Genomic DNA, 13,654 nt, shown 5'->3' on the forward strand with positions numbered 1-13,654 from the left:
CAAGAGGAGTCAATACAAGAATGAAGAAGTTAAAAATTCAAGATTATATTTCAATAGGTATTTATACTGCAATTTATTTTTTAGTTGTAACAATCGCAATGGTTATTTTACGGTTTACGATTCCAGCATTTAATTCAGTTCTTATCCCAAGTGCTACAGCACTTTTTGCAGGAATTGTTTATTTATTGGTCATTCATCGTATTCCTCGTTTTGGTGCGATCACGATTATGGGGAGTGTTATGGGACTATTTTTCTTAGTTTCAGGTCATTTTCCGTTATCTTTTTTGCCAAATATTTTGTGTGCAATAGCAGCAGATTGGATTCAATATCATACAAAATTATCGGAAAAAATTCGGACAACGGTTAGTTATACTGTATTTAGTTTTGGATTGATGGGTCCAGTATTACCGTTGTGGTTCATGAAAAATGCTTATATCGATTCATTGATTGCTCGCGGAAAAGATGCGGTTTATATTGATAAAGTATTTGCACCAATCACAACGACAACATTTTATGTCTGTGTAGCTGCGGTCATTATATGTAGTATTCTGGGTATTTTGATTGGACAAAAAATTTACGAGAAGCATTTTGATAAAGCTAAAGGAAAAAATTATGGAAAAAACATACGTAACCTTTGATCCCAGAAGTAAATTATGTACGATTTTATTTGCTAGTTTTTTATTGATGTTTCCTTTGCCATTTAAAGCAGAAATTTTGTTTGTATCATTGCTGTATGTACTTTTTATTTTAAATGGTAGCTTAAAAAAAGGAACATTTTTTTATGGTGTTTTTTGGTTGCTCGTCTTAGGAGATTACTTTCTTTTTCCTTATATAGACAATTCATTTGCAGCATTCTTTGATTTTTTATTTGTAGGGAATCGTAGGATGTTACCAACGATTATGGCCGCAGTATTTGCTATGAATCGGACGAAAATCAGTGAATGGATTGCAGCTTTGAAAAAATGTCATGTTCCTTTTGGACTAATTATTCCATTGACCGTATTGTTTCGATTCTTCCCAACACTTTTTCAAGATTTTAGAAGCATTCGTAATGCAATGAAGTATCGAGGGATTGCAGTTTCAACGATTGATTTGTTTTTACATCCATTTCAAACGATGGAATATCTTATCGTGCCAATTCTAATGTCAGCTGAAAATACATCGTTGGACTTGTCTTCGGCAGCTTTAGTCCGTGGTTTAGCAAATCCCAAAGAGCATACGAGTGTTTATGAAACAAACTTAAAACTTCAAGATTATTTATTGATCGTTATTTTGTTTTTTTGCGCCATCGTTGGGAGGTTTATTTAGTGATTAATTTACATGACGTAGTATTTGCTTACGAAGATCAGGAGAAGGTCATTCAGGAAGTAGATTTGCAAGTCGAAGATGGAGAATTTATTGTTTTATGTGGTAAAAGTGGCTGTGGCAAATCAACATTATTGAGAATCCTAAATGGGTTGATTCCTGAATTGTATACAGGTCAGTTGACTGGAAAAGGCTCTATTTTAGACCAAGAATTATTGACCAAAGAATTCAATGAATATGTTCGTGATATTGGGGTTGTGTTTCAAAATCCTAAAACTCAGTTTTTTACAAGTGATGTTTATTCCGAATTAGCTTTTGCGATGGAAAACTATGGTGTATTAAGAGAAGAAATGATTGAACGAATCAATGAAATAACAACTTTGTTTTCGTTAGAAGAGTTTTTAGAACGAAGCATGTTTCATTTATCTGGTGGACAAAAGCAATTGATCGCCTTTGCCTCAGCGAGTATGCTGAAACATCGATTATTTTTATTAGATGAACCTTCAAGTAATTTAGATGAATCCACTATTGAGCAATTGAAAGAGTATCTAAAAGTACTAAAAGATCAAGGTATGACGATTATTGTATCAGAGCACCGTTTATATTATCTAACAGAACTTGCAGACAGATATTTAGTGATGGAAAATGGAACCATTGTTAAAAGCTATACAAGTCAAGAAATGAAAGAACAAACTCCGGCAGAGATTCAAACAATGGGCTTAAGGTCACTTGAGGAGACAAGTATTAAAAAAACAGAGAAACAAGAAAATCATTCAGCTGAAATCATTCTATCTTTTGAAATGATTGATTTTCATTATCGCAAACAACCTTCAGTACTAAAAATTCCTTCACTGATATTAAATAGTGGTTTTATTACAGGAATAATCGGTCACAATGGTGCTGGCAAATCAACTTTTTCAAAACTTTTATCTGGATTGATTAAACCAAGTCAAGGAACCATTAAGCTAAACCAACAAATAATGAAACCAAAACAGCTGATCAAAGAAAGTTTTGTGGTTATGCAGGATGTTAATTTGCAATTATTTTTTGAAACAGTCGAAAAAGAAATAAGTTTAAATGCAAAAAATACAAAAGAATTTAACAAAATTGTTGAGATGCTGCACTTAGAAGAACTTTTATGGAGGCATCCGCAAACATTATCAGGTGGTGAAAAACAACGGGTGGCAATTGCAAGCGCATTGTTATCTGGCAAAAAAATAATTGTTTTTGATGAACCTACGAGCGGATTAGATTTATTGCATATGGAAGAGGTTAGTAATACTATTCGTTGGTTACATCAAGAAAATATTTTGGTTTTAGTTATTACACATGATAAAGAATTCCTCAGCAGAACTTGTCAGAGAGTGCTTCACTTTGATCAGGGGCAAATCATACAGGATTATTTTATTGAAACTACGTTGAAAGAATAATGGAGGGGAAAATATGTATATTGTAACGAATACGATTCAAACTGAAACGACTCAGTCGCAAAGGATCATTCAGCAGTTTACTGCGGGACATACAAAAGAAAGCATGGAGTCCGTTGATGGTTTTTTAAACTTTCAACTAATGCATCGGTTATTACCGGAAAATCCTGAAATCACAGAATTAGTCGTTTTAAGTCGTTGGGTAACAAAAGAACAACAAAAAAATTGGGTGCAAAGTGCATCCTTTAAGCAGTTGCATCAAAGAAAGAAAACAAAAAAAGACGATTCTAAGGAAAAGAACCAATCTGGAATTATTTCAAGCAAAATCGCTGAATATGAAGTTTTTACATAAGAAGTTAGAAAAGTTCTTGCTAGTTTATGCTAGACAAGAGCTTTTTTATTTATATTATTTTTAGTTTGAGGTGACGAGCATTTTAATCTATTTAAAGAGACATTGAGTAAAAAAAATAAACTGTGCAAGTCACTAATTCAGTGATTTCACAATTTAAATCTTAGTGGATTATTTTTCCTCATTGTTGTACAAAGAAGAAGAATAACGGTATTTCCTATCTGTATTTCAGTTTAATTGGAAATTTATAAGAAGTCAACATGATTTTATTTCGTTTTTTCTCACTCTTTTATGCAAAAACGAAAAAAAATGAGAATTTTATAGAAAACAGATTGTTTTTTTACGATTTTTATCTGTTTTTAAGGCATTTTCTTTTTTTTTCGATACTTTTTATCAGCCGTCAAAATAATGGTCAAAAAAATATGCAAAGGACTGAGTAAAATGGCTAAAAAAGGTGAAAACATCTATAAAAGAAAAGATGGCAGATGGGAGGGACGCTATATTAAGGGACGAAATAAAACAGGATCAATAAAATATGGTTATGTCTATGCAAGAAAGTATAAGGAAGTTAAAATGAAATTGATTGTTCTCAAAGCTGGACTTATTGAAAAAGAAAATCAAGAATCAGAAGAAAAATTGTTGAAAGAATGGTGTGATTTCTGGTTGGAATATGAAGTGAAACCTTCCGTTAAAAGCTCTACATATGCACAGTATCAGTGGTTATGTGTTGCTTACATATATCCTTTTTTTGAAAAATGCTACCTACATAATGTAACAAAGGATGATATTCAGCGGTTTATTAATTCACTAGAAAAACAAAACTTAGCTTCTGGTACAATTAGAAATATTTTTACTTTATTGAAAAAAATCCTAATTTCAGCTAAAAGCAACGAACTTTTAAAAAAAAGTCCGTATAAAAAAATTCGATTACCACACAAAAAAAAGAAAATAATTACTGCGTTATCTAGATCAGATCAACGCAAGTTAGAATTGGTTGCACTGAATGAAAAAGGCTGTTCTCCAATTATCTTATCACTATATTTGGGTTTACGTATCGGAGAAGTTAGTGGATTAAAGTGGTCAGATATCGATTTTATAAATGAGGTCGTCTATATCAAGCGAACCGTTTCTCGTGTGAGAACATCTTTAAAAACGGAAAATAAAACGAATATAATCATCAGTTCTCCAAAAACAGAACAATCATACCGGATTGTGCCACTATCCAAAAAACTACTGTATTACTTACTGGAGAAAAAGAAATACAGTCAAAGCGAGTATGTTGTTGCTTGCAAAAGTAATCTAGCAGAACCCAGAGTTATTCGATATCGGTTCAAAAGTGCTGTAAAAAAAGCAGAAATCCCAGATGTACACTTTCATATTCTTAGACATACCTTTGCGACAAGGTGTATCGAGATGGGGACAGATATTGCAAGCCTCAGCCGACTATTAGGCCATACATCCGTTAAAATGACACTAGATATTTACACAGATTCTATGTTGGAAAGCCGTAAAAAAATTGTTGATCGTCTAGATCAACTAATGATAGATGAATCTGAAATACTATCTTCTCAGCAATCTTCAAAAGACTAATTCAGTTTCATAAGTATAATAAAACAAAAACTTGGACTGTTAGATAAAACTAACACTCCAAGTTTTTTTATTTTTCACGCCGTCACTTAGCCGTCAAACACGATTAGAAAGTCAATTATGACGATGGTTTCAGCTTCTTTTCTTCTTTGTACAACAATGAGGAAACTTTTTATCATATAACACCAATCTTTTGTTGAGTATAACATAATAGAAAATTTTAAAGAAATATTATGATTGTAAGTATAAAACGAAAGAGTTATAGGTATTGAAATGAATAATATAGAAAAGGAAGGATTGTCAATGTATAACATAGGAGTTGCTTCGTTTTTAGGAACACTGTCTAAAGAATATATAAAAAAAGTTAACGAGATTGGGCAAGTACATTTAATACATCAAGAAAATATTCATCTATTGATTAAAGAAGTTGACTGCATTGTTATTCCAGATGATAGCGATGACGATAATGCTATGAGCATTATTTTGAAAGCAATCATTGAAATTAAAGCTCAAACGAATAAACTAGTTTGGGTTTTAACAACGGAAACAAATAGTATCAAAAATTTAGTTTTTTTAAAACTAGGAGTAGATGGAGTTTTACCAATCAATGATTTTCCAGAAGAATTTTCATTGGTTATGGAAAATGCGTTACATCGTCAGAAAAATGAACTGAATCGTAACAAAGAACAACAAATAGAAACGATAAATTCTGATAGTTTTGAAATGTTAGAACTTCTACCTAGCAATTTGAGTGTCATTATTAATAGAGAAAAAGAAATAAATCTCACTCGTCTTGAATATCGAACACTAGAAATTTTGTATAAGAGAAAAAATCAGGCTGTTTCATATAAAGAAATTTACGAGACTGTTTGGAAAAACGATATTGGGAATAAACAATATCGCGTTGCAAACTTAATTTTCCATTTAAGAAAAAAAGTAGAGAGAGATAAAGATAACCCGAGGTTTATTAAAACAGTTCGTTCAATTGGCTATCGGCTTAGTCTTTAAAAGTAACTGTATTTTATATGATTGATCGGCAACAAGGCTATAAAGTAAGAATTGACATAGATTCTTGCTTATGTTGAGCACCATAAGCAAGAACTTAGGTTAAGAAAGGAGTTGAAAAAATGAAAATTGGAAAAAAAGCTTATGTCTTAAGAATAATGGGAATATTGTTGTTGGCTGGAAGTCTCTTTTTTATTAAAGGATCGTCAATTAAAGCCACAGAAAGTAAAGATAATCCGATTTTTTTAGAGCAAACAAAAATGCAAGTGGAAGAATCTTCAGAAGAAAGTATATACTTCTCGTTAAACATAACTTCCACCAAAAAAAATCAAAGAATTTTTCTAGATTATTCTGAGGGCCTTTCCTTTGATAAGGAGAAGTTACTTGAGATGAACAAAGAAACGTTATCTTTTGTTCAAATAAATCATGAAAAATCTCAAATCGAGTTAATCCTTGAAAAAGAGTCTGAAAAAACAACACTCTATTTTAAAGGGACAACAAGTTCTAAAGCAAACCAAACGGTTCAAGCTTCTTCGGAAAAAAGTCGTTCAAACAAATTAGAAGTAAATAACGACATTTCAACGAAACTTGAAACACCAATAACCTCTTCAGAAGAAAAAAAACTGACAACTTCACAAACTAAATCGGCTGTTTCAACTAGTGAAGATTGGACAGAAATTTATACAGCTGAGGAAGCAATAATACCAGCGGGTAAAGGAAAAGAATTACGCTATGGTTTTGGGCCTACAGATGCTTTAGGAATAACAAGTATTTCAGGAAATAGACAAAAACAATTCGCAATTCCTAATGTAACGTTTATGGATGAGGGAAAAAGAGTTCAGCACATGTATCATAGACCAAGTCCCACTAGTAAACCAGAGGAAGCTGGACAATCGCTTTGGTCGAGTTATGGTTTGATTTATGCATATGGTAACAATACAAATCCAAAAGTTTTTAATACTGGAAGCCATATTACAAGTGATGGCTATAAATATTACAAACGGATTTTACCTAACGGCATGACAATCTACAAACTGACTTATGATTCTGAATTCGACTCGAAAAAATTTCACGTTGAAATTATTATGACCGGTAAGACAACAGGAACTATTAACGTGGATTATACGGTAACCAACATTGGTACACTGAAAGCTTCTGATTTTGTTATTGGTTCAATGATTGATACGGAGTTGAATAAGAATGACCAAGTACCCATTCATGCAATTGGTGATAATAAGGGAATATATATCAAAGATAATGAAGAAAATGGCTATAAACTCCAATATCTGTTTAACGGACCAGACCATGCTCTGAACTGGACTGGAAAACACTGGATTCAAGGGACAAACTCGTTTCCAAGAGATTATTATTTAAATTTATTCTTTAACTTTTCTGACTCAGGCTTTTCTGCATTAAATTCGTCAGGTTATGAAGTGGAAAATTATCCTGCAGATGAGTTAGTTTATGTTACAAGTGATATCAATAAGATGGATACAGCGATTTTTATGAAAAATCAACCAACTTCGCTTGAGATAAATGAAGGCACAAGAATGACATATGATGTAACCATTGGATTGGCTGGAAATCCACCAGAAGTTTTCATTGACCAAAAAGATCAGGAGCTGATTCAAGGAAATTCATTTGATGTAACTGGTCAATGGAGTGATTCCGAAAGTTCGTATGTTGATTTATATTACACGATTGATGATGGTCCAGCGGTGAAATTTGGTAGTAATGTTGCAAATGATTTGACTAGTCCTGGGAAAAAAATAGACTGGAAATTTACATTGCCTAGTTCTGTTTTACCCTTAGGAAAAAGAGAGATCAAAGTTTATGCGGTGGATAGTGAAGGACATACTTCAGAAGAAAAAATCCTAAACTTAACAATTAAATCTGGAAAATCTATTCTTACAATTGAGTTTGTAGATGAAGAAAACAAAAAGATTCATCCAGATATTCTTTTAACTAGAGATGTGGGGAGTTTTGTTGATTTAACAAAAGAACCTGCTGTAGTTAAGGCTGTGAAGGATCAATTAGATAAAAAATATGAAATATCCGCCAAGCCAACACCAGAAAATGCAATAGAAGTGTTAGAAAATGACAGGAAGGTGACATATAGATTCAAAGGACGTCTTGTTTTAGTTTCGGCACCCAAAGAAATTGACTTTGGTACACAACTCGTTACGACTCAAGACAGTGTGATTGAAGAACCAGTCCGAATCGATGGAGCTTTAGTCATTCAAGATAGTCGTGCAACTAAGAAGCCATGGAAATTACAGGCACGTATGAAACAAGAATTGACGAACAAAAACAATCAAGTGCTCACCAATGCCATTCGATATATGTATAGTGGTAATGAAGTGAAATTAAATTCAGGTATGCAAGATATTGCTGTAGGAACAAATATTGATGGATCACCGAATAAGGTAAGTGATAAGTGGTCTGCTAAAGGTGATGGCTTTAAACTAAAAACCGAAATCGGAGCTGTCAAAGAATCAGGAAGTTATATAGGAATCATTGAATGGGAATTGCTTGATGGACCATAGAGAGGAAAAGAGCATGAAAAATAAGAAGCTAATACTCAGCATGATAGCTATCTCTGTCTTAAGCCTATCCCTTTTCTTAAAACCAGTGAGTTATTTTGCAGCTGATGGCGGACAGGTAGGTCACGAAGCGATAATCGAATTTTACAGTGAAGATCAGCCAGAAATGTCAGAAAAAGAGCAATTGACTCAAAATGATGACCAAAAAGTTAATGGAAATTCGTCAAGCACTAAACCTGTTGGACGTTATCCTCAAACAGGGGAAATTATAAAAAAATCGTTGACACTCAGTGGAGCTATATTAGTTGTATTAGCTATATTAGTATACATGAAGAAGTGTAAAAAAGAACAAAAGGGAGAGACGAAACTGTGAAAAAAAAAATAACTATTGCTCTTAGTATCTCCTGCCTTCTTTTTATCACCTCTAGTGTTGATGTTTTGGCACAGTCCATTGAACAAGGAGGGACAGTAGGCTTTGAGGCTTCACTTATCCCACCTCAGGTTGTTGATCCAGAAAAACCTGTGAAACCAGCTGAGCCAGGACCTAGCCCATCGACGGAAGGCTTCCTTAGAATTGATTTTGTACCAAAGTTAGATTTTGGTCGCAATCGATTGTCAGATAAGGATCAATTCTATCATGCTAGGGCACAATTATTTCAGGATGAAACTGGTCCAAGAGGTAATTTTGTTCAAGTAACTGATAGTCGTTCAACTGGAGCTGGTTGGACATTACAAGTCCGTCAGGAAACAGAGTTTATGATTCCAAAAAACGAAAAATCACAATTGAAAGGTTCTTATATTTCATTAGATAAATCGTGGGCAAACTCAACAATGGACAAAAAATATGCCCCTTCACTGGTAAATGATGTGATAAAAATCGACAAAATAAAGACAACGTATGATCTAGCTAATGCTGATAAAGGAAAAGGACAAGGTATCTGGAGTGTAGAATTTGGTGCATCTGATGAAAATGAGAACGGGCTGGATTCTACATTGACTCCTTTGGTTGACGAAACTGGTCAGCCGATACTTGATCCAAACTTTAAAAATAAACAAGTTTATGAAAATAATGCAGTAACATTTTTTGTTCCAGGTTCATCTGATAGGATACCTGGAAAATACCAAACGGTGCTAACTTGGATATTATCCGAGTTACCATAAATTAATTTAAATCAACTAGGAGGAAACACAAATGAAAAAAAGAACATTATGTTCTATCGCATTACTAACCGTATTAGGAGCAAACTTTGCATTACCAACAGCAGCAAACGCTGAAGGTGGAGAAGCAAGAAAACAATCTGGACAAGGATCAATCGATTATGTAGAAGATTCTGGAAAAAATCCCGATGTAGATCCGGAAGACCCTAAAAAACCAGTTGACCCACCTTATGAACCAAATCCTGATAATGGACCATTAAAAATAGATGGTGTATCAACAATGAACTTTAAACAGCAAAAAGCGGTTTTAACAGATGAAACATATTTTGCTGAACAAGTTGAAGTATCACAAGCTGACGGAACAAAAGAAAAACGTGGTGTTTATTTACAATTGACAGATAAACGCATTGACAGTCGTAAAAAATGGGTATTGAGAGCAAAAATGACCCAACAATTTAAAGCTGAGTCAGGAAACACATTGGATAATGCGACAATCAGTTTTAAAAATCCAATTGTTGAAACAGATACCGATGCAAGTGTGAGTCCTCATGCCGTATTAGCAGCTACAGGTTCAACATTTACTTTAGATCAATCAGCTAATGTAGTAAATGTATTAGAAACAAAAGCTGCAAAAGATGGTTTTGGTACGTATACAGTCGCTTTTGGTAATACCAAAGCCTATAATACTAAAACTGGTAAAGGAACGGAAGAAGATTCAACAGGACAACCTAATGCAACAGATAAAAACAAGATTGAAAATGGTTCTGTTTCACTTTTTGTACCAGGTAAGACAGTAAAAACAAAAGAAGCACACACAGCAAAAGTTTTATGGGAGCTTGCTGACGTACTTTAAAAACCTAAGATAAAATAAAACGCAAGTGTCTAATAGATAAGTTCTTCAATTTAGTAATTGAAGAACTTATCTTGAATGAAAGGAATTGTTTCTGTTTATGAAGAAAAAAATTCAACCATTACTTATAGGGATAGTGTTAATTATTTTCTTTTTCACTTTTAATACACACGTACGTTTCGCAGAGTCGGAACCTTCTGGAGCAGTCGGTTTTTTATATAAAACCAACCATCCTGAAAATCAAATAGATGAATCCGGCTACTTTAATCTAAAAATGACTCCTGGCCAAAAACAAAAAGTTTCAATTACTTTAACGAACCTTAGTAAACAAGAGGTCACTGTCGCAGTAAGATTAAATGGAAGCAAAACAAATTCAAACGGTGTATTAGAGTATGGCGATACGAAGTTAGAAAAAGATGCTACGATGAAATTTGATTTTGCAGATATTGTAAAAGGCCCGAAAACGATTACCTTGCCACCTGAATCCGATAAAGATTTAGAATTAGAAATTCAGATGCCGGAAACTAGTTATGACGGTATCATTTTAGGTGGAATTCAACTTCAAAAAGTTCAAGATGAAGAATCTAAAAAAGAACAAACTGGTACGACGATCATCAATGAATATGCCTATACAATTGCCATGTTATTAAGAGAAACAGATAAAGAAATTGAACCTAAGATGGGATATATCAAAACATATGCAACACAGCAAAATGGACGAAATTCAATTACGGTTGATTTAGGTAATGAAGTAGCAGATCTGTTGGATGATCTCACAGTAGAAGTTCAAATTATGCCTGAAAAAAAAGATGAAGTTCTTTATGAATCTAAAAAAACAAAAATGAGGATGGCACCAAATACTGTTTTGAATTACCCCATCAGTATGGAAGGACAGCAGATGGTTCCTGGAACATATAGAACACACATCGTTGCTACCTCAAAGGAGAAAAAATGGGAATGGAATGAGACGTTTAAAATAACCAAAGAAGAGGCTGATAAATTTAATAGGGAAGATATTGGCATTGATCAAGATCGAGGAATTGATTTTAAATTAGTTGCTAAGATTGTAGGAGGAGTTTTAGGATTAATTTTGATTGTCTTTTTAGTTATTCGTTTTGCTACAAAGAAGAAAACTAGAAAAAGGAAAAGAACAGCAAGTAAAAAACGGTAGAGTGAAAAGTTGGGAGGCATAAAATGACATTATTAGACTGGATTGCAGTGATAAGTTTAGCGATAGCAATTCTCTTTCTACTTTTTGATCTCCTATTGTTTGTTGGTATTTTTAAAACTGGAAAAGAACAAAAAAAATTGTTCTTAATTCGAACTAAAAATAAGCGCAAGAGAAAAAAGATTGCAAGAAAAAAAAGAGGATTACAAAAGAAGAAAAACAAATGGATCTTGGGAAGTATTCTATGTTTTGTCGTGGTACTTTTGGGTGTGGGTAGTTCAATGTATGCAGTATATTATCAATCAACAAATTTAAGTGAAACAGACAAAAAAGCTATTGTTTCTGGTTATTATAATCTTCGTGACATTGAAGATCAGTTGAACTTAGCCGAATCTGGTGAAGGGGAACAAGCAGAACAAAATTTAAAAAATCTGTCTTTACGTTTAGCTGCATTTGCCTTAAATAAAGCAGATTATCGTATTAGTGGGGATGGTCAGGCATGTATTAATCGTTACTATTCATCAATGAAAGAGTTAGGGATTAATCTATCTTCACAGGAAAAGGAATTTTATAAAGATTCAATTTTAGCAGAATCTTTTAGAAGCGACATTGAGAAAGTTAAAAAAAATGAAAAAGCAGTCATCAATCAATTTAAAATCAATGAAAATTCATTAGCATCAAAAAAATAAAAACAAGTAATTGGAGTTAGGCGGTTATGGCTAATAAAAGGCATTCCTCAGAAAAAAATAAGACCTCAAAAAGAAAAAATAGCAAAAAAAGCCGTAAGAAAAACAAGATTCCTCATACCGTAAAAAGTAATAATCATAGAAATAAAAACAATAGAACTAAAAAAAAGAAAAGCCAGTATAGAAAAAAGCGGATTGGTATTGAGGTAGGTTGTTCAGTTCTGATTGTAGGTGTTCTGATTTGGACACTATCTATTTTCTTATTTACTTTTGCTAAAGTTGAAGGATATGCCATGTTGCCATCTCTTTGGGAAGATGAACTTCTTTACATTAATAAACGAGCAGATATAACACGGTTCAAGTTCGTCTATTTTAAGACACCAGATCAACAGGAGAAAACGATTCGTCGTGTGATTGGTTTGCCAGGTGAACATGTCGAGTACAAGGGAGATAGACTATATATCAATAATGAAGAAGTAGAAGAAAATTTTATAGATAAAGAAGAACTTGTAAAAGCAAAAAATATGGGCGCTTTATTCACAGAAAACTTCAGTGTCATAAAGCTAAAAATTACTCAGCAAGTAATCCCGAAAGATTGTTATTTAGTACTTGGAGATAATAGACCATACTCAACAGATAGTCGGTATTATGGACTTATTCATAAAAAGGATATCATCGGTATTGCTGAAATGAGGTTGCTACCATTACACTTAATGGAAAAATTTAATCGATGATTTATCAGTATTAATAAATAGTTGACTTGATAAAAAGACATAGTAGTTATAATAATGGGAATTTTCTACATATGCGGAATTATTATAGAAAAAATAATTTCACATATTAAAGAAAGAGCTTTAGAGTAATATTCTCAGGAATTGTAGTAAGTAAACCATTACTCTGAACATCTTTTGAATTCATTCGGTAATTTTAGTTTTTCAAACAGTTGCTCAAAAAAAGTAAAGTATATTAAAAGGAGATGTTGTAAAGTGAAAAAGAAAATTTTAGTTGCTCTTTCGTTAGCAATGGGGTTATTCATAATGTTAGGATTCGGGGGTCTAAGTGCAGAGGCTACATCAAAAACTACTTACAATGACACTCAAACTACAGTAACATCTGTTACAAAAGCAAATAAAGTATTGCTTAAAGGTGAAGTTACAGTTGTTACTAAAAGTGAAAATACTTCAAAATACGCAAAAATTTATGTAAAACATAACGGATTGAAATACTATGATTGTTGTTCTAAGTTAATCTCATCTGAGCCAGAATATGATGCAAAAGGAAATGCAACTGGAAATTATCTACATGTATATAAGTTCTGTGGATGCAAAACAAATAAGTAAAAATTAATTAAAAAAGTGAGTGCTGTTTGAAAACTATTATTATATAAAAAAGCATTGACGGAGATGAAATTAAATTCATCTCCGTCAATGCTTTTTACTTTTTTAAGTCATTCAATCGTTATCATATGTATAGATATAATTTTCTTTATTTTAGAAATAAATATCAAAAGTTGGTGTTTTTTATATAAAACATAAGGTATATTTAAGGTGGTCTATTTGTTCTGCTGTTATTTATT

14 protein-coding genes are annotated in these 13,654 nt (G+C 32.8%); all 14 read left to right on the forward strand.

Annotated features, from left to right (window positions below; all coding sequences use genetic code 11):
• The first annotated feature begins 20 nt into the window (after positions 1–20).
• The 14 genes from AC4BB2_RS05380 to AC4BB2_RS05445 all read left to right on the forward strand — a co-directional run bounded on the left by AC4BB2_RS05380 (position 21) and on the right by AC4BB2_RS05445 (position 13,418).
• On the forward strand, positions 21–638 hold the full coding sequence (locus tag AC4BB2_RS05380; protein ID WP_490474402.1) for an MptD family putative ECF transporter S component: 618 nt from the start codon (positions 21–23) through the stop codon (positions 636–638).
• Positions 613–1,308: an energy-coupling factor transporter transmembrane component T gene (locus AC4BB2_RS05385; RefSeq protein ID WP_490474403.1), complete on the forward strand. Its 696-nt coding sequence runs from the start codon at positions 613–615 to the stop codon at positions 1,306–1,308. The genes AC4BB2_RS05380 and AC4BB2_RS05385 overlap by 26 nt, the downstream gene beginning before the upstream one ends.
• Entirely contained in the window at positions 1,308–2,735 is a 1,428-nt protein-coding gene (locus tag AC4BB2_RS05390) for an ABC transporter ATP-binding protein (protein WP_490474404.1), read from the forward strand. The genes AC4BB2_RS05385 and AC4BB2_RS05390 overlap by 1 nt, the downstream gene beginning before the upstream one ends.
• Before the next feature lie 13 nt (positions 2,736–2,748).
• On the forward strand, positions 2,749–3,084 hold the full coding sequence (locus AC4BB2_RS05395) for an antibiotic biosynthesis monooxygenase (RefSeq protein ID WP_490474405.1): 336 nt from the start codon (positions 2,749–2,751) through the stop codon (positions 3,082–3,084).
• 438 nt (positions 3,085–3,522) lie between these two features.
• On the forward strand, positions 3,523–4,671 hold the full coding sequence (locus AC4BB2_RS05400) for a tyrosine-type recombinase/integrase (RefSeq protein WP_490474406.1): 1,149 nt from the start codon (positions 3,523–3,525) through the stop codon (positions 4,669–4,671).
• A gap of 270 nt (positions 4,672–4,941) precedes the next feature.
• Positions 4,942–5,676: a winged helix-turn-helix domain-containing protein gene (locus tag AC4BB2_RS05405; protein WP_490474407.1), complete on the forward strand. Its 735-nt coding sequence runs from the start codon at positions 4,942–4,944 to the stop codon at positions 5,674–5,676.
• Between the two features lie 119 nt (positions 5,677–5,795).
• Complete coding sequence (locus AC4BB2_RS05410) at positions 5,796–8,219, forward strand: WxL domain-containing protein (RefSeq protein ID WP_490474408.1); 2,424 nt, start codon at positions 5,796–5,798, stop codon at positions 8,217–8,219.
• 13 nt (positions 8,220–8,232) lie between these two features.
• Positions 8,233–8,589, forward strand: a complete 357-nt coding sequence (locus AC4BB2_RS05415) for an LPXTG cell wall anchor domain-containing protein (protein WP_490474409.1) — start codon at positions 8,233–8,235, stop codon at positions 8,587–8,589.
• Positions 8,586–9,377, forward strand: a complete 792-nt coding sequence (locus AC4BB2_RS05420; RefSeq protein WP_490474410.1) for a WxL domain-containing protein — start codon at positions 8,586–8,588, stop codon at positions 9,375–9,377. The genes AC4BB2_RS05415 and AC4BB2_RS05420 overlap by 4 nt, the downstream gene beginning before the upstream one ends.
• A gap of 31 nt (positions 9,378–9,408) precedes the next feature.
• Positions 9,409–10,227, forward strand: a complete 819-nt coding sequence (locus AC4BB2_RS05425; RefSeq protein WP_490474411.1) for a WxL domain-containing protein — start codon at positions 9,409–9,411, stop codon at positions 10,225–10,227.
• A gap of 97 nt (positions 10,228–10,324) precedes the next feature.
• Entirely contained in the window at positions 10,325–11,395 is a 1,071-nt protein-coding gene (locus AC4BB2_RS05430; protein ID WP_490474412.1) for a WxLIP family cell surface protein, read from the forward strand.
• Positions 11,396–11,418: 23 nt separating this feature from the next.
• Positions 11,419–12,081, forward strand: a complete 663-nt coding sequence (locus tag AC4BB2_RS05435) for a hypothetical protein (protein ID WP_490474413.1) — start codon at positions 11,419–11,421, stop codon at positions 12,079–12,081.
• 26 nt (positions 12,082–12,107) lie between these two features.
• Positions 12,108–12,812, forward strand: coding sequence for a signal peptidase I (gene lepB, locus AC4BB2_RS05440; protein ID WP_490474414.1), 705 nt, complete (start codon positions 12,108–12,110; stop codon positions 12,810–12,812).
• A 252-nt stretch (positions 12,813–13,064) separates the two neighbouring features.
• Positions 13,065–13,418 (forward strand): hypothetical protein, encoded by a 354-nt coding sequence (locus AC4BB2_RS05445; RefSeq protein ID WP_490474415.1) that lies wholly within the window; start codon positions 13,065–13,067, stop codon positions 13,416–13,418.
• The last annotated feature ends 236 nt before the right edge of the window (positions 13,419–13,654 follow it).

Source organism: Enterococcus sp. AAFC-DPL-5146 (assembly GCF_058216635.1).